The organism is Dyadobacter luticola (genome assembly GCF_005860805.1).
Lineage (GTDB): Bacteria > Bacteroidota > Bacteroidia > Cytophagales > Spirosomataceae > Dyadobacter > Dyadobacter luticola.
The window spans coordinates 385,535-404,277 of sequence record NZ_VCEJ01000008.1 but is presented as its reverse complement, the minus strand read 5'-3'; the positions used below and the strand labels follow the sequence as shown (position 1 = coordinate 404,277).

Genomic DNA, 18,743 nt, shown 5'->3' with positions numbered 1-18,743 from the left:
ACTTAATCTGCTTTCATCGCCATAAAAAGTGAGCTGCCAAATGGTGTGCTGCTCAGCAAGGTGGATTCGAGCTTGACGATGCCTTTGAGCACATTATTAATGGTATCTCCCGGATATTTCACGTCGGAATCCAGCTCTGCCACATTCACCTGGTTCTTTCTGATCTGGAATTTCTGCCACTGACGCACCGCCAAAATCGGAAGCGAGAGCGCAAAAGGCCAGTAGGTATTGTAAGCGATTTTTAACCCAGCTACGTGGCTGTAATTTTTGAAATCCTTTAATTCAAACCGCCGCTGGCTGCCTACTGCTAAATCGTGCGTCCCGGAAAATGCTTCGAATGCGTGAATGTTAATGATGAGTAAACCACTCTTATTCAGCCTGTTTTTGAATGCAGTTAGTGCGCGGATGATTTCTTCGTCGGTCAGAAAATAAAGCGCATCGTTGCAGCATATAACATCAAATGTTTCGCCCGGCTGAAATGCGTCCACATTTCTCAGATCGCCGAAAGTGACCGGCAAGCCGCGCTCATTTGAGAATTCGATGGCATATCGGGAGTAATCGAAACCGGCTACATTCGTATAACCCTGCTCTTTCAGAAAGGATAGCAGGCCGCCCGTGCCGCAAGCCGCGTCGAGTATACGGAGATTTGATTTTTCGCTTTTAAAATGCTTTTCAATCTGTTTCAAAACCTTCCCGTGCAGCACCTGATACCACCAGAGCTTGCGCTCCACTTCGTACATGCGCTGATATTCAAGCCGGTTGTCGATCATTTTGTGCTTCGCTGTTATACTTGATCACATATTGCGGCTGGCCACTTTGGGCCATGAAACTTTTGCCGATGTATTCGCCCAGCACGCTCAGCAGGGTACATTGAATGCCACCGATAAAAATAATGGTGGCCGTCATTACCTGCCAGCCTTTCGGGTCCGGGCCGATGCTCCACTGAATCGTCAGGTAAAAAAGCAGGCAAAATCCCAGCCCAAACAAGCCGAGGCCGATCGGCATAAAAAGCCTGATCGGCAGCGACGAATAACAAAAAAGGATGTTCAGAAAAAGGGAAATGAGCTTTTGAAAAGTATAGTTGGAGCTGCCTTCCTCGCGCTTTGAATGTGTAACTTGTATGGTACCGATGTTGCGCGTGATCCGGAAAATCAGCCCGTCGATATAAGGATAAGGCCCCTGGTATTTGATAATTTCCTGCACCACTTCCTGGCGGATGAGCTTGAAGCTCGACAGGTACAGATCCTTGGGTTTGTTGAGCGAATAAGTGGTAAGCCAGTTGACAAACCGGCTGCCCATGTTGCGGCTCACGGAATGTTGTTTCTTAGCATAATAGGTATAAACCACGTCATAATCACCCTTTTCGGCCACTTCCACCAGCTTCACAATTTCTTCCGGCGGGTTCTGGAAATCGTCGTCGATCATTACGCAATAATCGCCGTAAGCCCAGTTGAGGCCGCACATGACAGCATTGAATTCACCGTAATTTCTTCTTAATGCTAAAAACCGGACATTGGAATGCTGCTGCGCCAATTGTCTGCAAACCCGCTCCGACCCGTCGCGGCTCCCATCATTGACGAGCACGATTTCAAAAGCCACGTCAGCCAGCGTGCGCTGCAATCTTTCGACGAGGGCGCCGATGGTTTTTTCACTGTTATAAACCGGAATTACGACGGACAGCTTCATGCCTGATCATCAAATTGATTAACCGTTTGGATAATATACGCAACCTCCTCGTCAGTCAGGACAGGATTTAAAGGAAGGCTGACCACCTGCTCGTGGATCTGCTCAGTGAGGGGCAGGCTTAGATGACTAAATTCCTGGTAAGCCCGTTGTAAATGGATGGGCAAAGGATAATGAATGTTGGTTTGAACCCCTTTTGAGTCCAGAAATCTCACAAATTCGGAGCGCCGCGGGTGACGTACCACGAACAAATGCCAGGCATCCTGCTCCACCTGATCATTGGGCGGAAGGATCAGGTTTTTTACATCAATTTCTTCGAGATAACGTTTCGCAATCTCTCTCCGGCGTACATTCTCGGCATCCAGATAAGGCAATTTTACACTCAGAATCGCCGCCTGCATTTCGTCGAGACGACTATTTACTCCCTGATAATCATTCCGGTAGCGCACTACCGAACCGTAATTCCGCAGATACTTTATTTTTTCTGCCAGCTCTGCATCATTCGTAGTCACCGCACCTGCATCACCGAGCGCGCCCAGGTTTTTGGTAGGATAAAAACTGAATGCCGTCGCGTGCGCAATGTTACCTGATTTTTTTCCCTGATAAAAAGCACCGTGCGCCTGAGCAGCATCCGTAATCACTTTAAGCTGATGACGCTCAGCGATTTCCAGGATCGGCGACATTTGGCAGCTTCTGCCGTACAAGTCTACGGTAATGATCGCTTTGGTGGTGGAAGTAATGTGCTGCTCAATGTTCTTCGGATCGATCAGCATCGTCCGCGGATCGGGCTCGACGAAAATGGGTTTCAGGTGGAGGTAACTTACCGGCAGCACAGAAGCAATATAGGTATTCGCCGGAACGATGATTTCACTGCCAGCCGGAAAGTCCAGTGCTTTGAGGATCAATGTGATCGCATCCAGACCATTCGCGACGCCGATGCAATGTTCCGACCCACAATAGTCCGCGAAGGCAGTTTCAAAATTCTTTAATTCATTCCCAAGAATGTACCAGCCCGACTGGATGACGCGCAAAGAAGCGTCCTTAATGGCCTCAATATAAGGCGCATTAACCTGATTTAAATCCAGAAAAGGAATCATTGAGATATCGTCTGGTTCACCAGGTACGGCTCGTCGATGTAGTCCGCTTTGTCGTAATATTCGTTGGACAGTACGAGCAGAATGGCATCTTCGGAGAAAGAATCCATGATATGCCAGTCTTTCGGTTCGAGAATGAGGCAGGAAACGGGGTTGTCGAGGATAAACGTTTCTTCGGTCTGGCCGTCATTATTATAAACCCGGCAGCTACCGTGAATGCAGATCAGGGCATTCCACGCTTTATGGTGACGGTGCCCGCCGCGCTGGGTTTCGCCTGCGCCGTAAATGTAAAAAACGCGTTTAATCGTACCCGGGATAATCTTTTCAAAAACAGTCAGGTTTCCTGAGTCCGTGTTGAATGTGTCCAATTCAATTAAGTGGGGCATGTGTAATGTCAAATGTTAGGGAGAATATCGTTTTTGCCGTCCGGGCCGAGCAGTTACAATCTTTTCAAACCGGCAATTTCCCCTGAAAATACTAAAATACCATTGACATAAAAAATAGCATTATCCTCCGGCAGACATTAATTATTGTGAAGACAATATCTTATTATATTTATATTATTAAAACAGAAAATTTTCCTGTGAACTGGTAATGATTTAGTTACGAAGTACCTCTTTTTTGACCTAGACAAAGAAATTCCAGTGCAAATGCCGGTCGATATACATCAGTATCTTCATCGGCAGGGGTTCCAGCCACAGTATTTTGTTATATCCCATATAAAATACCTGCGGGTGTCCGACGCAGATAATCATGGTGAAGAAGAGTAGGATTTTGATGGTTGGATAGGATTCTGATTTAATCAAAATATACATGGCGGCCAGGATAAACGGGAAGCCGTAAGCCAGCGCCCGGTCGATATCGTGGACGTAAATGCCCGTCGCGACGAGTACGGAAAAACCGACAAACAGCGCCAGCAAAAGCCAGTACCTGCGCGAAACCCAAAGTACCACTGTCGCCGCCGCCAAAATCAACCAGATACCTTCAAAAGCCCCCCAGATACTGCTGCCCAAACCGTTCCGGTGCGCATTGGCAAAAAGCACCGGTGTCCCGATCGTGGAATAGCTGTGGTGCGGAAAATATCGGCTTTGCACATATTCCCGGATCGCGAAATAAACCACCCAGGCGATCCAGACAAACAAACTTTCGCCCGTAAATGCCGATTTCAAAAGTGCTGAAAAGCTGAAATCATTCTTTTCATAGGCCTTGGTAACCATCCACCAAAGCACCAGATATCCCCCCGCCACCACTGCCCGCTCGTCGGTGAAAAAGGCGATTTGCAGGGAAAGGAAAATAATGATCCCGTTTCGGTTGAGCAGCGCCATTAACAGGAAAAAATAGGCAATACCGTCGCCATAACCATGAATGTCAGCGAACGACCAGACGCATACGAATGTGTTCGCAAGCGACAGCAGGAAGAGCGCCGTGACAATCTTATCGCCGGAGATGGAGAAGATGTAGTCCCCGATTTTTTTCAGAAATAAAACAGCTAGTATCCCCTGTATTATCACGATCAGCAGCACATTATGGTGCGTGAGGAAGGATAATGCGGGCAGCGTCCAGCGAAAAATCATGTTTTCGCGCCGCACGTCGTGTTCCATACCCGAGGGGTGAAAAAGGTCCTGCGCCTGGTTCTGGATAAAAAGCCACGCATCGAGCTTCACACCATTGTCGCGCAAATGATCAGCCAGGAGTGCGTAGGGGGGAAAAGCCAGAAAGAGGGAAATAGCAATCGCGACGAGCGTGAGCTTCCAGAGCCAGTTTTTGGGCGCCAGCTGCGATGCAAGCCAGGAAAGAAATGTGTGGTAGAAGTTTTCTAAAATCATAAAATCCAAAAAAGTTACTTCCAGCTGGCCATGATCCGGCTGCCTTCCTCGCCCTCGCTGACCCGCAGATAGGTTTGGATTTCCTGCTGTAATTCCTCCACGTGGCTGATAATGCCGACAATCCGGTTTTCTTTTCGCAAGGATTTCAATGTTTCAAAAACCGTTTGCAGCGCATTTTTGTCCAAAGATCCGAAACCTTCATCAAGGAAAAAAAAGTTATGTCTCGACTCATTTCTAATGTGAATGTGATCGGCCAGCGCCAGTGCCAGCGACAATGCCGCCTGAAATTTCTGCCCGCCCGACAAGGTTTTCAGCAGCCGCATGTGGCCGCCGTTTAATAAATCGCGCACCCAGAAGCTATTTCCATCGCCGAGTTCCAGGTGCAGCTGCTGGTGTGTCATCTGGTGAAAACGGTGATTTGCAGCCTGTATCAGGTTTTGCAAATAAATGCTCGATGCATAATCCACGAAACCGCTAGACCGGAAAAGCTTGGCCAGATCATCTAAATGTTCTTTCCTGAGCTGCAATCGGGCTTTTTCTTTTAGTAAGGTTACTTTTTTTGCCAAATCCTCCGCCAGCTTTTTCAGTAACCTTTCCAGGCCACCTTCTTCTTTTTGCAGACTTTGCAGGGCAGTCGTCAGTTGTAGTTTCAATGCTGATATTTCTTCGTGCCGCACTGCATCGTACTGTGCCTCAGCATTTTCGCTGGTTAAATTTTGCAGATCGCGGGCGGTCGTCTCGATTGCAAATTTGAATTCCTCGATTATTTTCCGCTCCTGCCCTACCTGAATGTTCTTCTGCAAAATCCCGGCAACTTCCGCTTCCGACGCAAAGCTAAATTCCGCAAGGCGAAGATTCATGTTGCCCTGCAATGTAACCAGATCATTCTGGTTGGCGTCCAATGCAGCCTGCAAAGTTTGCTGACTTCCTGAGAGCACATTTTTCTCTTTTTCCAGCGTATCAGTCTGTTTTTCTGTTTGTTCAAAAAGATTGGTGATATCTTGATAAGATTTTTTCAAAGCTGTAATCTGCTCCGAAATGGCGGCAGTTTCCTTATTTTCAAAATCAAGAACACTGACTTTTTGCAACTGTTCTGAAAGTGTCGCCGCGGTGTTTTCCAGTTTCAAAATGTCATCCCGCAATGTTTGCAGCGGCTTTTCGAACTTCTCCGTTTTATCTAGCAGCTCTGCTTCAATTTTCGCCGAGAGCATTTTCAATCCCGCCTCACCTTCTTTGATAGCAGCCTGCGCCTGACTGGTTTCCGTAAAATACTGCTCGAAAGCCTCACGATTATTTTTGTCAAATTTCTGCCAGACAAATTCGGTTTCATGCTGCTTGATCCGCGCCCCGGCATCCTGATATCGCTGCTTGATCGCTCCCTTTTGCTTTTCCAGGTTTTCGAGCTGTGTAAAAATCCGCTCAATCGGCGTCTGTAAAAGCCGGATCGACTTTTCCTGCTGTTCCAGTTTTCCCAATTCCTTTTCACAAACCGTCAGCTCATCCGAAATCGCACCATCGGCATGCAAAACCGCCGGGTGATGCTTCGCGCCGCAAAGCGGACAAGGAACGCCTTCTTCCAGATCACCAGCATATTGATGCAATGCCAGTCGGGTATTAATGTTAAGTATCTGTTTATTAAGTGTTTTCTGGCGACTATCGTTGTCTGACAAAAATTGCTGCACAGCCTGCTGAAAAGGTTCAAGCGTCGGATTTTCAAGTTTTAGCCCAAAATCCAGGTTCAGCTTCGCCGTCTTTTTCAGCAAATCTTCCTGCTGTTTCACAATCTCAGCCTGCAAGGATTCCGCTTCCAGCTTCACATTCTGCCTGGTTTCAGCAAGGTTATCCAATGTGGTAAACCAGGATTTCACCAGCCCAAGCTCCTGAATGTCAGAGACTTTAGTTTTCAGCAAATCCACTGCCGCTTCCTTTTCCAGTTTTTGCTGCCTTAATGTTGCGATGGATTGTTCTTTCTCCACCAGCCGCATTTCACCCCGGGTCAGTGATTCTTTTTTCTTTTCAACTGAAATTTTATGTGCTAAAATCTGCACGACCTTGCCCAGCTCGTCGGCTGTGTCCAGCAACGCTTCCCGCTGGTCGTATTGCGGTTTCAATTGCAGTAATGTTTCCTTTTGTTTTTCCAGCAATACATTCAACTCGCTGATCCGCTGCAAGTTCGCTGCCTGCACCTGCTGGTCACGTACCACAGCAGTTTCCAGGTTTTTCTTTTGGTCTAATAAAGATTTGAAATGTACCGAGCAGGTTTCAAAAGCCTTCAACTCCTGCTCCCGTAATGTCATCGCCGCGCGCTGACTTTCCAATGTTTCCAGCTGGGTTTTCAGCAGCGAAATCTTTGCATGCGCCTGCTTCATTTTGAGGAAATGCGCCTCCAAAGTCGTCTGAACCTGCAAATCTTCGGAAGTCTGCTTGATCTGCAACTTCACAGCCTCCCGCGTTTTTTCCTCAGCCTCAATCATTTCCTGGGTTACCTCAACCAGCCCCATCAGCTGCCCGTCCACATTGGACATCGCCAGGTCATTCTGCTTTGAAAGCGAACCTACATTCCGGCTCAGATCGTACTTTTCCAGCTGAAAAAGTTCTTTCATCATCCGCGTACGGTCGGCATCGCGGAGCTCGATAAATTCCTGAAAACGTCCCTGGGGAATGATGATCGTGCGCCGGAAATTGTCGTAGCTCAACCCGATAATGCTTTCGGCATTTTCATTTTCCGGCAGCGGCACCCACTGCTCATCCTGCCAGATATAGGCTTTGCGGTCAAAAGTTTTTACTTCCTTGAAATTCTTCAAATTGCGTTTTCCCCGCACCGTGAACCGGTACCGCTCGCCTTTTTTGCCTGCAATACATTCAAAATCAATCAGTAACTCATCCGACCGCAGGTTCATCATATTGTAAGTCCGGTCGTCGCCTTTGTTATTCAGGCGCTCGGTGTCTCCATACAATGCAAATGTGATCGCTTCCAGGATAGAAGATTTCCCGCTGCCCACCGCGCCAAAAATCCCGAAAAGTGAAGCATCCGTTAGAGGATCAAAATCGATTTCCTGCTCGGTCTGGTAAGAATATAAACCTTTTATTTTGAGGTGTTTGGGAATCATTTTTGGCTGTTAGCTAAAAGCTGCCGAGCAAATCGTCGAGGTATTCGCGGTCGTTGCTTAGTCTGGGTACTTTGTTCTGGCCGCCGAGCTTGTTGCGTTTTCCCATCCAGGAATAGAAGGTACCTTCCGGCACAAAATGAACCAGGGGCGGCAGGAGGGCCATTTCTTTATATCTTTTGGCATCATAATCTGAATTTACTTCCCGCAAGGCTTCGTCGAGTGCCTGCTCAAATGCACTGAAATCTTCGGGTTGTTTGGTAAATTCAATGATCCACTCATGCCGGCCGCGGGAGCCGTCGCCCATATACACCGGCCCTGCCGTGTAGTTGGTTACCAAAGCATTGGTTTTCTGCGCCGCCACTTTCACTGCGTAATCCGCATTTTCGACGATCACTTCTTCACCAAAAGCATTGATAAAGTGCTTGGTACGCCCGCTGACTTTAACCCGGAAAGGATACACCGACGTAAATTTCACCGTATCCCCGATCAGGTAACGCCACAAGCCAGCATTGGTCGAAATCACCATCGCGTAATTTTTCCCAACTTCCACTTCGCTCAGCAATAGTGCTTTTGGATGTTGTTTGCCGATTTCTTCAACTGGTATAAATTCATAAAAAATGCCGTAATCCAGCATTAGCAGCATTTCCCCAACCCTTTTTACATCATCCTGGATCGCGAAAAAACCTTCTGACGCACTGTAAGTTTCCAGATACAAAACTTGGTCAGAAGGGAAATATTTGGTCATGAAAAGGTCTCGGTAAGGCTCGAAAGAAACCGCGCCGTGCACGAAAACTTCAAAATCCGGCCACACTTCCAGCATATTTTTCTTGCCGGTCCTTTCCAAAATCTGATCGAGCAGCACAATCGTCCAGGTAGGCACGCCCAAAATGCTCGTCACATTTTCCTGCGAGCAGATGGACGCCATTTTATCCAGCTTGTTTTCCCAGTGATCCATCAATGCCACTTCCAGCGGCGGCGTGCGCATAAATTCGGCCCAGGAAGGCAGATTTTGCATAATCACCGCCGAGACATCGCCGACCTGCGTATAATCATCAAAAGGATTGGCATGCAAAGTCCCGCCGATCGACAGGCCTTTTCCGTCAAAAACACGGGTATCCGGGCGGTTATGAATCAGAAGCGTCATCATATCCTTGCCGCCCTCGTAGTGACATTCTTCCAAAGCCTCCGGCGAAACCGGCAAAAATTTGCTGCGGGCATTGGTGGTACCCGACGATTTGGAAAACCACTCGATCGGCGAAGGCCACAAAACATTCGGCTCACCTTTCATAACCCGCTCTAAATAAGGATAAAGCTCCTCGTAAGTAGAGACTGGCACCTGTTCCTGAAACTCTTTGATCGTCTTGATCTGACCATAATTATAGCGGCTGCCCCAGGCAGTATATCGGGCAGTTTCGATCAGTTCTGAAAATATGCGCTGCTGGGTTTCGACGGGATATTTCATAAACTGTTCTATCCTTTCAAAGCGCCGCTTTAAAAACCAGACAGTCATATCGTTAACCAGCTTCATAAACGAATTATCAGTTAAAAGTGCCAGATGTAAGCCTGTAAAAATAGCAATAAAAAATGGTGAGGCGAACAGTTAACAACTGCTTCCACACCATTGAAATGGTTTTTTTGAATCAAAAATTATTTGAAAAACATATTACTGCCGCCCGCTTTTCTCACAATCGTAGAAGTGATTTCCTGGGCATCTTCTTCTTTCAAAACTGCGGCCTCTCTGGCTTGCCGGGCTATGCGCGTGCCGGTAATCTGAAATAACGCCTCACCGAGCAGCGGATCTTTTGGGTTACCATAGGGATAAAGCATAGTCCCCTCCGAAGCCGGGTAATCGGGCACAAAACCGGTGCTATAATCAGATTTATGGTTTTTATTTAAAGATTTTGAAACGATCGGCTGCATGCCCCACTTAATGCCCTGGTCTTTACCCGTTAATGTTACCGAGCCTACATTTTTCCCAACCGTTTTCGAGCCCACCAGTTTCACCTCCATATAAGGCTTCAAACCATTGATCATCAGTTCACTGGCAGAGGCAGTGCGGGAAGAAACCAAAAAATAGACCTGGCTCAGGTTACTACCGATGTTCTGACTTTTGGAAAGAAATTTATCGTAAAAATAGCTCTCGCCGTATTTCTTCTTGCTGGTTTCGGTAACCTGCGCATTGTATTCTTTGTAATAAAAAACATCATTCGCGGTACCCTTCGTGATCAGGCTTGAAAAGTTGGTTGCCGAGCTGACGTAACCGCCGGGATTGTAACGCAAGTCGATGATTAGTGCATTGACATTGCTGCTTTTGAATGTTGCGAAAATGTTGTCCAGCTTTTTGTCGTACTGTCCGTTTTCAGTCTGATAAGGCTGCGGAATGAACTGATGGTAAACGATATAGCCGATTTTATTCGCGCCGTAAGTAAATGTGGTGTCGAAGAAAACAGGATCTTCCTGCAAAACAACCGGCGCAACTTCTCTGGTACTACCTTCCACGAGGCCGCCCACATTGTCGATTTTAGCGAGCGTGTAAGTCTTGGAATCTTGTGTATTAAGTAGTTGACTATAATTGGCGCCTGTCAGTTTTTGACCATTTACACTGCTGAAAACATCGCCGCGCACAAAACCTGCTTTTGCCGCCGGCGAATCCGGGATCACGTAAAGCACAATTCCGATCACATTGGTGGTGTTGGAAGGATAATAAACCAGCTTGTACTCCATGCCCGGCGTCTTGGACTCGCCGCCCAGGGACGCCTGCAACTCGTCGGCACTCTCCTGAATCCAGGAAAACCGGTCACCATCAGGGCGCGTCGTGGCGTCATATTTATAAAGCAGCGATTCGAAAAATTTGGCAGGGTCCTGTGTCAGATCCGGTTTGGCAGGAATGTGGTCGGTCCAATAATACCAGTATTTCATGTTGGCATAAATCCAGTCATTGGTCTGAGACTCCGTGGCCGGATCGACGCTTTTATCGCGGCAGGAGCTTAAAACCGCCAGCATGAACATCACCGAGAGTAAAAATTTCAGTTTCATAGTGCTTTGTTGGTTTCGAGAAATACGGCTTCAATGATGTCGCAGGCTTCGTGCATTTGCTTTTCGTCGATGACGAGCGGCGGCGCGAAACGGATTTTGTTACCATGCGTCGGCTTACAGAGCAGGCCTTTTTCCATCATTTTATAACAAAGGTCCATCGCGGTGCTGCTATCCTCCGAGTCGTTGATGACAATCGCATTCAAAAGTCCTTTTCCTCTAACGATTTCAATCAGTGAACATTGCTTCTGCAAATCCGTCATTCTGCGCCTGAAAAGTGCGCCCATCGCCTCGGCATTTTCGGCCAGCTTTTCATTCTCCACGACTTGCATCGCGGCAATTGTGACAGCGCAAGCCAACGGATTTCCGCCATAAGTGGAACCGTGTTCTCCCGGAGCGATCGTAAGCATGATTTCATCACTGGCCAATGCGGCCGAAACCGGCATGGTGCCTCCTGACAGTGCCTTTCCTAAAACCAGAATGTCGGGTTTTACATCTTCCCAATCGCAAGCCAAACGCTTCCCGGTTCTCCCGATGCCGGTTTGCACTTCGTCCGCGATAAAAAGTACATTGTATTTTGTACACAAATCGCGCACACCTTTGAGATAACCTGCTTGCGGAACCACTACACCCGCCTCACCCTGAATGGGTTCCACCATAAAACCGGCAACATTCGGCTCGCTTTTAAAAACGTTTTCCAGCTCATCCAGATCGTCATAGCGAACAATAAGGTAGCCGGGCAAAAATGGGCCGTAATCATCGGTACTCGATGGATCGGTTGAAGCAGAAACCGCAGCCAATGTTCTCCCCCAGAAATTCCCCGAGGCAAAAACCATCTTCGCCTGATTTGGCTCGATACCTTTCACTTTATACGCCCATTTCCGGGTCAGTTTCAATGCAGTTTCCCCGCCTTCGACACCGGAATTCATCATTAAAACCTTATCAAACCCAAAATATTCACAGAGATATTTCTCACATTCCCCCAGCCGGTCATTATAAAAAGCCCGGGAAGTCAACGTCAGTTTCTGCGCCTGCACAATCATCGCATTCACAATATGCGGATGACAATGTCCCTGACTCACAGCGCTATAAGCTGAAAGAAAATCAAAATACCGCTTCCCCTCCACATCCCACACAAACACCCCCTCGCCTCTTTCCAGCACCACCGGCATCGGCTTATAGTTATGCGCCCCGTATTTGTATTCCAGGTCTATTACTTGCTGGGAGACACTCAGTGTGTTGGTAAATTCGGTCATCGTTTCCATTTAAGCTCTTCTTTTTCAGTTATGTAAAAATAGAGAAAAGCGACGAGGGAAAGCGGGTGCATTACTTGCCTTTTAAAATCTTATATTTGTAAAAGGTCAAAAAAGCAAGATCATGAAACTGCACTATATATCGGACGGGCGAAATATCAGCAATCGAAAGTTGACTCCGGTTCACGAATGGAATGCATTAAAACCGAATTACGAGAAAGTAGAAGGTCGAAATACTTTCGAAATTCCTCAATGGCAGAAAGACATTGTTTTGAAAAGACTGAAAGATTATGAAAATGGTATTGAAGAATACCTTGAATTTGAGCACGCTATAAAAGAGATTGAAAAAGATCTTTAATGTACAAAATACATATTCCGCGCTCTGCCAGGCGGGATATACGGGAAGCTGCATTATGGTATAATGAACAGAAACCTGGCCTGGGTAAGCGATTTGCACACACTGTTTTAAGAAAAATCGAATTGATAAGTGAGCAGCCTCACTTGTACGAAGTTCGATATGATGAGATCCGCATGGCTCTCACTCCCATTTTTCCTTTCACTATCCATTTTAAAGTTTACGAGAAAAGAAGAGTGATAGCGATTCTTGGAGTATTTCACACAAGTCGAAATCCTGAGAATTGGTCAAAGCGACAATAATTCAGTTGCAATAACAACCTTTCCAACGTAGCTTTGCAGCATAATCTCAAGGGGTGCCCTACCAAACGGGCTGAGATCATACCCATAAACCTGATCCGGGTAATGCCGGCGTAGGGAGAGAAAGCCAGGAGTTTTCAGGCTGTCCAAAATTTAATTTTTTATTCAACCAAGATAGGTGGCCCCTGCCTGTTGTAACATTTTATCGCAATGCGAACCGTTACTACCTATCTGCTTTTGCTGCTCGTCAGCGCGCTTTTTTCACCATTAATCGCCCAAAAAACCATTTCTGGCCGGGTTACCGACGCCGAAGACGGCAAACCTTTGCCCGGCGCGACCGTCAAAGCCGGCGACATCCGGGGCACCAGCACCGACCAGGACGGGAAATTTACATTAAGGAACATTTCCGACAACATTACCTCGCTCGACATTTCCTATATCGGTTACCAGACTACAAAATCGGGCATCAGCGAAAGCGGCGAAACGGATATCAAGCTGACCAAGAGCACATTCCAGGCCGACGAAGTGATCATCAATGCCACCCGCGTCAATGATAAAACGGGGATGGCTTACACTAATGTGACTGCCGCGGCTATCGACAAACAAAACCTCGGTCAGGATTTGCCGGTGCTGCTGAATTTCACGCCTTCGCTCGTGAGTACCAGCGACGCGGGCGGTGGCGTGGGTTACACGGGAATCCGTATCCGCGGCTCTGATGCGACGCGTATCAATGTGACGGTCAACGGAATACCTTACAATGATGCTGAAAGTCAGGGTGTGTTTTGGGTGAATATGCCGGATTTCGCTTCCTCCGTGAGCAGCATCCAGGTACAGCGGGGTGTGGGGACTTCCACAAATGGCTCGGGCGCTTTTGGCGCGTCGGTCAACATTAACACCAATGCTTTCCGGCAAGAGGCTTACGCTGAGCTGAATAACTCTTACGGTTCTTTCAATACATTCAAAAATACCATCAAACTCGGCTCGGGTTTGATCAAGGATAAATTCACTTTTGATGCACGTTTGTCGCGGGTATCTTCGGATGGTTATGTGGACCGGGCTTCTTCAGAGCTGCATTCTTACTATTTGTCCGGAGGATATTTTGGTAAAAAAAGCTTTGTGCGGTTGAATGTATTTTCCGGGAAAGAGGTCACGTACCAGTCGTGGAACGGTGTACCGGAGGCTAAATTACGCGGCGATCGCGAGGGGATTCTGGCTTACATTGACCGGAATGGTTTGGGTGAAAAAGATGTGGAAAATCTGCTCAACTCAAACGACCGGACTTACAATTCTTACACCTACAAAAATGAAGTTGACAACTACCGTCAGGATCATTATCAGCTGGTTACCTCGCATAATTTGAATGATAAGTGGACATTGAACCTGAACGGTTTCCTGGTGCGCGGCTTAGGTTATTATGAGCAAAACCGGCCCGGTGACAGTTATTCGAACTATAATCTGCCCAATGTGATCATGGGAAAAGATACGGTCACGCAGACGGATTTCATCCGTCGCCGCTGGCTGGATAATTACTTTTATGGCTCCACTTTTTCACTGGATTTCAACAGTTTTAAAAAGCTGACGATGAGTTTTGGCGGCGGCTGGAATAAATACGATGGCGATCATTATGGCCGGATTATCTGGGCGCGGAATGCCGGGAACATTGAAAACGACCACCAATATTATTACAGCAAGGGTATTAAAAAGGATTTCAACATTTACGGAAAGCTGTACTACCAATTTACCGACAAACTGAATGCTTTCGCCGATCTGCAGTACCGGAATGTAAGTCACAACATTTCTGGTGAGGATAATGATCTTGTGCCGCTCGCTTTTGACGAATCCTACAATTTTATCAACCCCAAAGCAGGGTTAACCTATCAGCTTTCGGACAGAAGTTCCGCGTACGCATCATATAGTGTAGGGAATCGTGAGCCAAACCGGGACGATTTCACGTCTTCGGCGCCGGGTCTTTTTCCAAAAAGTGAAAGAATGCAGAATGTAGAAGCTGGTTTCCGGGCACAGACTGGCCGCCTGGCTTTCTCGGCAAACTATTATTTGATGAGCTATAAAAACCAGCTAGTACTTACGGGGCAGATCAATGATGTGGGTAACTCGGTGCGGGTAAATGTTCCGAAAAGCTACCGAATGGGTATTGAGCTGGAAGGTGCGGCGGTTTTCAGTAAATTCCTGAAATGGAATGTGAATGCTACATTCAGCCAGAATAAAATTGACAACTTCACCGAGTTCATCGTCGATTATGACAATGGTGGATATCAAACTGTCAACCACGGAAAGTCTGACATTTCGTTTTCACCTAACATTATCGCGGGCAGCCAACTAACTTATTCTGTTCATAAAAACGTGGAACTGGCGCTGCTGACCAAATATGTAGGCAAGCAATATCTCGACAATACTTCCACGGAAACCCGCCGGCTCGACGCCTATTTTACGAATGACGTCCGGCTTTCCTGGACCATCAAACCGACCTGGGCAAAAGAAATTGTCTTTAATTTATTGGTCAACAACATATTCGACCAAAAATACGAATCCAACGGCTACACCTACGGATACATTGCCGGCGGCGCTTTGACACAGGAGAATTTCTACTTCCCGCAGGCAGGGACAAACTTTCTGGTCGGGGTGAATTTTAGGTTTTGATATTGGCGTTTCTCCCTACCTTTGCCGCATGAACTTGAAAAATGATCTTTTGCTTCGTGCGGCAAGGGGAGAGGAAACCGAGCGTACGCCGGTTTGGATGATGCGCCAGGCTGGCCGGATTTTGCCGGAATACCGGGCCGTGAGAGAAAAGGCGGGGAGCTTTATTGCGCTTGCGACTACTCCTGAAATGGCTGCCGAAGTTACTTTGCAGCCCGTTGATTTACTGGGCGTGGATGCAGCGATTATCTTCTCCGATATTCTCGTAATTCCCGAAGCGATGGGGCTGCCCTATGAAATGATCGAGCAGCGCGGGCCGGTTTTCCCGAGCACCGTACATACGATTCAAGACCTTGAAAGACTGCATATTGCCGAGCCGGAAACGGATTTGAAATATGTAGTCGATGCAATCAGGCTTACCAAAGAAGGTCTCGCAGGCCGGGTGCCGCTGATCGGTTTTGCAGGAGCGCCTTTCACGATTTTCTGTTATATGACAGAGGGCAAGGGTTCCAAAACATTCTCTGTCGCCAAAAGACATTTATACGCCGACCCGGAATTCTCGCATTTATTACTTCAAAAAATCACCGATAGCACGATTGCTTACCTCAAATCGCAGATTATAGCAGGTGCAGATTTAGTCCAGATTTTCGATTCGTGGGCAGGCATTTTGTCTCCCGAGCAATACCAAACATTCTCATTACCATACATTAAGCAAATCTGCGACGCGATTTCGGAAGTGCCGGTGACGGTTTTTGCCAAAGGTGCTTTCTTTGCAAGAAAAGAAATCGGGGAACTGAGCTGCTCCGTGGTGGGGCTGGACTGGAATATGGACATTGCGGAATCCCGTGCATTGATCCCGAATAAAACGTTGCAGGGAAATCTGGACCCCTGCGTGCTGTATGCTTCTTACGACCAGATTCGCACGGAAGTCAAAAATATGCTGAACCAGTTTGGCACCCAGCGCTACATTGCCAACCTCGGCCACGGCGTTTATCCCGATACCGATCCCGACAAAGTCCGCTGCTTCATCGAGGCAGTGAAAGAATTTTCTGCGTAGCCCATACATTCATGTTATCAACTAAAACAAAATGCGTTTTCCTGGACCGCGACGGCGTATTGAATGTGGATCGTCCGGATTATTTGTACAATCTGGAACATTTGATCATTCCGGAAGGTGTAGTGGAAGCGCTGACATTGCTGAAACAGGCTGGCTATTTATTGATCGTGATCACAAATCAGGCCGGTATCGCCAAAGGATTGTACACTGCTAATGAAGTTTATGCGGTACACAATGAGCTTCAGAAAGCGTCAGGTAATGCACTTGACGACGTTTATTTTTCACCTTATCATCCAGCCTATTCGGGCTCATCACTTTCCAGAAAACCAGGTTCATTGATGCTGGAAAAAGCAATTTCAAAATATAACATTGACCCTGAACAATCCTGGATGGTAGGTGACCGTGACGGAGATATGAAGGCTGGAAAAAATGCGGGAGTGAGAACAATTCACATTGTTCCCGAAACGGAAATATCTGAAGGGGATTACCGGGCTGTCAACTTATTCGAAGCAGCCGGGATTATTTTGAATGCCGGAAATTAAGCTTTTACTACGGCAGGCTGGATTGCTTTCTGAACGGAACCGTATGCAGGGCAGGCATGTTTGGTGCAGGAAGCTGCCGCCAATGTTCCGCAAATCGCAAAGAGAAATATCAGCTTTTTCATTTTTCTGTTCGTATAAGATTTTGTCACCGCAAAAATATAAAAAATAAATTCTTTGAATGAGTGTTTCAGTACAACTAATAACGAACTCATTCAAAGAACTTTATAAGAGGCGTCAAATTTTTGTTTCAGCCAATTCTTCCTCAGTTTCCAGCGGCTCGCTTTCTTTCGGAATATTATTGACGGGCGAGACAAAAGGCTCATCTTTGAAACCCAGAATCCGCAACATGGAATCGCTCACCTGCTCCTCAGCGAAAACGCGGGTGGTAATCCGGCCTTCTTCGTCCCTGTCCACCAAAACGTGCTTCGGCGCAGGAATGAGACAATGTTGAATTCCACCGTATCCGCCGAGTGACTCCTGGTAAGCGCCGGTATGGAAAAATCCGATGTATTGCTTCTCTGTATCTTCCTCAAAAATAGGCATATACAAATCCGCACTGTGCATTTCACTGTTATAAAAATCCTGTGAATCACAAGTAAGTCCGCCGAGGTTCACTTTCTGGTACGGGCTGTCCCAGTTGTTGATCGGCAGCATGATGTATTTCTGGTTCATACCCCAGGAATCGGGAAGTTGCGTGATGAATGATCCGTTGATCATATACCATAACTCCTTGTCATTCTGCAACTTCTTGTCGATGATCTCGTAAATCACCGCGCCGCTTTCGCCGACGGTATAGCTACCGAATTCGGTGAAAATATGCGGGACCGGCACATTGTTTTTGTTGCAGATCCACTGAATGTTCTCAATGATCTCGTCGATCATTTGCTGATAATCATAGTTAGCCTGCAGGGAAGTCTGGATCGGAAGCCCGCCACCAATGTCGATCGAATCGAGATCGGGACAGATTTTCTTCATTTCACAGTATTTGAACATAAACCGGGTAAGCTCACTCCAATAATACGCACTGTCCTTAATCCCGGTATTGATAAAGAAATGCAGCATTTTGAGCTTGAAACGCGGATTAGACTCGATCTTCTCCTTGTAAAGCTGTTGCACATCATTATAGCGGATTCCCAAACGCGACGTATAAAAAGCAAAATTCGGCTCTTCGTCCGTGGCGATGCGCATTCCGAAATTCACAACGTCGGCGGTAGCCTGCTGCTCGTATGACTCGATTTCTTTCAGGTTATCCAGGATCGGGATCACATTGAAACCTTCGTTGATCAGCTCGCTGAGGTACTGGGTATAGCGCGGCAATTTATAGCCGTTTGCCAGGATATAGGTGTTTTTGGTCACCTTGCCGCGGCGGTACAACTCCCGTAAAATGGGAATATCGAAAGCCGATGAAGTTTCGATATGTATGTTATGCTTCAAAGCCTCTTCCAGCACAAAACTGAAATGTGAGGATTTGGTACAATAGCAATAGGTATAGGTCCCTTTGTAGTTATGCCTTTTGAAAGCATTCCGGAAAAACATATTCGCATTATAAATATGCTCCCCGATCTTGGGCAGATAATTTAATTTCAGAGGCGTACCATGTTCCTTGATGATGTCCATCAACGGTACATTGTTGAACAGCAATTCATTGTTTTCAACATTGAATTCCATCGTAGGGAACTCGAAAGTCTGCTGAATCAGGTCAATGTAGCTACTTTTCATTGATTTGGGAGTCTCGATGGCAATTAGCGAATTATGAGTTATAAATGACTGAAAAGACCCGAAATTTGGGCACAATATGCGTCATTTCCAAACGTGGTTTATTACTAAATCATTCCC

16 protein-coding genes and 1 riboswitch are annotated in these 18,743 nt (G+C 46.9%); of the genes, 5 read left to right on the top strand and 11 right to left on the bottom strand.

Annotation, left to right across the window (positions count from 1 at the left end; translation table 11 throughout):
• Window positions 1-2 precede the first annotated feature (2 nt).
• From FEN17_RS25600 to rocD, 9 genes are all read right to left on the bottom strand, one after another.
• On the bottom strand, window positions 3-770 hold the full coding sequence (locus FEN17_RS25600) for a class I SAM-dependent methyltransferase (RefSeq protein WP_138368249.1): 768 nt from the start codon (window positions 768-770) through the stop codon (window positions 3-5).
• On the bottom strand, window positions 751-1,686 hold the full coding sequence (locus FEN17_RS25595) for a glycosyltransferase family 2 protein (RefSeq protein WP_138368248.1): 936 nt from the start codon (window positions 1,684-1,686) through the stop codon (window positions 751-753). Before FEN17_RS25595 ends, FEN17_RS25600 begins: the two co-directional genes overlap by 20 nt.
• Window positions 1,683-2,780 (bottom strand): DegT/DnrJ/EryC1/StrS family aminotransferase, encoded by a 1,098-nt coding sequence (locus FEN17_RS25590; RefSeq protein ID WP_138368247.1) that lies wholly within the window; start codon window positions 2,778-2,780, stop codon window positions 1,683-1,685. Before FEN17_RS25590 ends, FEN17_RS25595 begins: the two co-directional genes overlap by 4 nt.
• Complete coding sequence (locus FEN17_RS25585; protein WP_138368246.1) at window positions 2,777-3,163, bottom strand: sugar 3,4-ketoisomerase; 387 nt, start codon at window positions 3,161-3,163, stop codon at window positions 2,777-2,779. The genes FEN17_RS25590 and FEN17_RS25585 overlap by 4 nt, the downstream gene beginning before the upstream one ends.
• Window positions 3,164-3,403: 240 nt before the next feature.
• A complete protein-coding gene (locus FEN17_RS25580) occupies window positions 3,404-4,603 on the bottom strand; it encodes a hypothetical protein (RefSeq protein ID WP_138368245.1) in 1,200 nt (399 codons plus the stop codon).
• A gap of 14 nt (window positions 4,604-4,617) precedes the next feature.
• The gene (locus FEN17_RS25575; protein WP_138368244.1) at window positions 4,618-7,713 is read right to left on the bottom strand and encodes an SbcC/MukB-like Walker B domain-containing protein; all 3,096 of its coding nucleotides are present in this window, start codon (window positions 7,711-7,713) and stop codon (window positions 4,618-4,620) included.
• A gap of 13 nt (window positions 7,714-7,726) precedes the next feature.
• The gene (locus FEN17_RS25570; RefSeq protein ID WP_138368243.1) at window positions 7,727-9,241 is read right to left on the bottom strand and encodes a GH3 auxin-responsive promoter family protein; all 1,515 of its coding nucleotides are present in this window, start codon (window positions 9,239-9,241) and stop codon (window positions 7,727-7,729) included.
• Window positions 9,242-9,360: 119 nt separating this feature from the next.
• Window positions 9,361-10,749 (bottom strand): S41 family peptidase, encoded by a 1,389-nt coding sequence (locus tag FEN17_RS25565; RefSeq protein WP_138368242.1) that lies wholly within the window; start codon window positions 10,747-10,749, stop codon window positions 9,361-9,363.
• Entirely contained in the window at window positions 10,746-12,002 is a 1,257-nt protein-coding gene (gene rocD / locus FEN17_RS25560) for an ornithine--oxo-acid transaminase (protein WP_138368422.1), read from the bottom strand. The genes FEN17_RS25565 and rocD overlap by 4 nt, the downstream gene beginning before the upstream one ends.
• A gap of 121 nt (window positions 12,003-12,123) precedes the next feature.
• Here rocD and FEN17_RS25555 point away from each other — a divergent pair, with 121 nt between their 5' ends.
• The 5 genes from FEN17_RS25555 (at window position 12,124) to FEN17_RS25535 (ending at window position 16,907) form a co-directional block, all read left to right on the top strand.
• Window positions 12,124-12,357: a hypothetical protein gene (locus tag FEN17_RS25555; RefSeq protein WP_138368241.1), complete on the top strand. Its 234-nt coding sequence runs from the start codon at window positions 12,124-12,126 to the stop codon at window positions 12,355-12,357.
• On the top strand, window positions 12,357-12,656 hold the full coding sequence (locus FEN17_RS28005) for a type II toxin-antitoxin system RelE/ParE family toxin (RefSeq protein ID WP_138368240.1): 300 nt from the start codon (window positions 12,357-12,359) through the stop codon (window positions 12,654-12,656). Before FEN17_RS25555 ends, FEN17_RS28005 begins: the two co-directional genes overlap by 1 nt.
• Window positions 12,657-12,695: 39 nt before the next feature.
• Window positions 12,696-12,791, top strand: a riboswitch (TPP riboswitch).
• Window positions 12,792-12,863: 72 nt separating this feature from the next.
• Window positions 12,864-15,311 carry a TonB-dependent receptor gene (locus tag FEN17_RS25545; protein WP_138368239.1) on the top strand — a complete coding sequence of 816 codons (2,448 nt, stop codon included), beginning with the start codon at window positions 12,864-12,866 and terminating at the stop codon, window positions 15,309-15,311.
• A 28-nt stretch (window positions 15,312-15,339) separates the two neighbouring features.
• Window positions 15,340-16,365 (top strand): uroporphyrinogen decarboxylase, encoded by a 1,026-nt coding sequence (gene hemE / locus FEN17_RS25540; RefSeq protein WP_138368238.1) that lies wholly within the window; start codon window positions 15,340-15,342, stop codon window positions 16,363-16,365.
• A gap of 11 nt (window positions 16,366-16,376) precedes the next feature.
• A complete protein-coding gene (locus FEN17_RS25535; RefSeq protein ID WP_138368237.1) occupies window positions 16,377-16,907 on the top strand; it encodes a D-glycero-alpha-D-manno-heptose-1,7-bisphosphate 7-phosphatase in 531 nt (176 codons plus the stop codon).
• Here FEN17_RS25535 and FEN17_RS27795 read toward each other — a convergent pair.
• Together FEN17_RS27795 and FEN17_RS25530 are read right to left on the bottom strand one after the other, a co-directional pair.
• Window positions 16,904-17,029 carry a hypothetical protein gene (locus FEN17_RS27795; protein WP_262711607.1) on the bottom strand — a complete coding sequence of 42 codons (126 nt, stop codon included), beginning with the start codon at window positions 17,027-17,029 and terminating at the stop codon, window positions 16,904-16,906. The genes FEN17_RS25535 and FEN17_RS27795 overlap by 4 nt on opposite strands.
• Before the next feature lie 112 nt (window positions 17,030-17,141).
• Window positions 17,142-18,626: a type III PLP-dependent enzyme domain-containing protein gene (locus tag FEN17_RS25530; RefSeq protein WP_138368236.1), complete on the bottom strand. Its 1,485-nt coding sequence runs from the start codon at window positions 18,624-18,626 to the stop codon at window positions 17,142-17,144.
• Between the last annotated feature and the right edge of the window lie 117 nt (window positions 18,627-18,743).

Coding starts and splice junctions, on each gene's coding strand:
- FEN17_RS25600 (WP_138368249.1), bottom strand. CDS start 770: ATGATCGACAACCGGCTTGAATATCAGCGCATGTACGAAGTGGAGCGC.
- FEN17_RS25595 (WP_138368248.1), bottom strand. CDS start 1,686: ATGAAGCTGTCCGTCGTAATTCCGGTTTATAACAGTGAAAAAACCATC.
- FEN17_RS25590 (WP_138368247.1), bottom strand. CDS start 2,780: ATGATTCCTTTTCTGGATTTAAATCAGGTTAATGCGCCTTATATTGAG.
- FEN17_RS25585 (WP_138368246.1), bottom strand. CDS start 3,163: ATGCCCCACTTAATTGAATTGGACACATTCAACACGGACTCAGGAAAC.
- FEN17_RS25580 (WP_138368245.1), bottom strand. CDS start 4,603: ATGATTTTAGAAAACTTCTACCACACATTTCTTTCCTGGCTTGCATCG.
- FEN17_RS25575 (WP_138368244.1), bottom strand. CDS start 7,713: ATGATTCCCAAACACCTCAAAATAAAAGGTTTATATTCTTACCAGACC.
- FEN17_RS25570 (WP_138368243.1), bottom strand. CDS start 9,241: ATGAAGCTGGTTAACGATATGACTGTCTGGTTTTTAAAGCGGCGCTTT.
- FEN17_RS25565 (WP_138368242.1), bottom strand. CDS start 10,749: ATGAAACTGAAATTTTTACTCTCGGTGATGTTCATGCTGGCGGTTTTA.
- rocD (WP_138368422.1), bottom strand. CDS start 12,002: ATGACCGAATTTACCAACACACTGAGTGTCTCCCAGCAAGTAATAGAC.
- FEN17_RS25555 (WP_138368241.1), top strand. CDS start 12,124: ATGAAACTGCACTATATATCGGACGGGCGAAATATCAGCAATCGAAAG.
- FEN17_RS28005 (WP_138368240.1), top strand. CDS start 12,357: ATGTACAAAATACATATTCCGCGCTCTGCCAGGCGGGATATACGGGAA.
- FEN17_RS25545 (WP_138368239.1), top strand. CDS start 12,864: ATGCGAACCGTTACTACCTATCTGCTTTTGCTGCTCGTCAGCGCGCTT.
- hemE (WP_138368238.1), top strand. CDS start 15,340: ATGAACTTGAAAAATGATCTTTTGCTTCGTGCGGCAAGGGGAGAGGAA.
- FEN17_RS25535 (WP_138368237.1), top strand. CDS start 16,377: ATGTTATCAACTAAAACAAAATGCGTTTTCCTGGACCGCGACGGCGTA.
- FEN17_RS27795 (WP_262711607.1), bottom strand. CDS start 17,029: ATGAAAAAGCTGATATTTCTCTTTGCGATTTGCGGAACATTGGCGGCA.
- FEN17_RS25530 (WP_138368236.1), bottom strand. CDS start 18,626: ATGAAAAGTAGCTACATTGACCTGATTCAGCAGACTTTCGAGTTCCCT.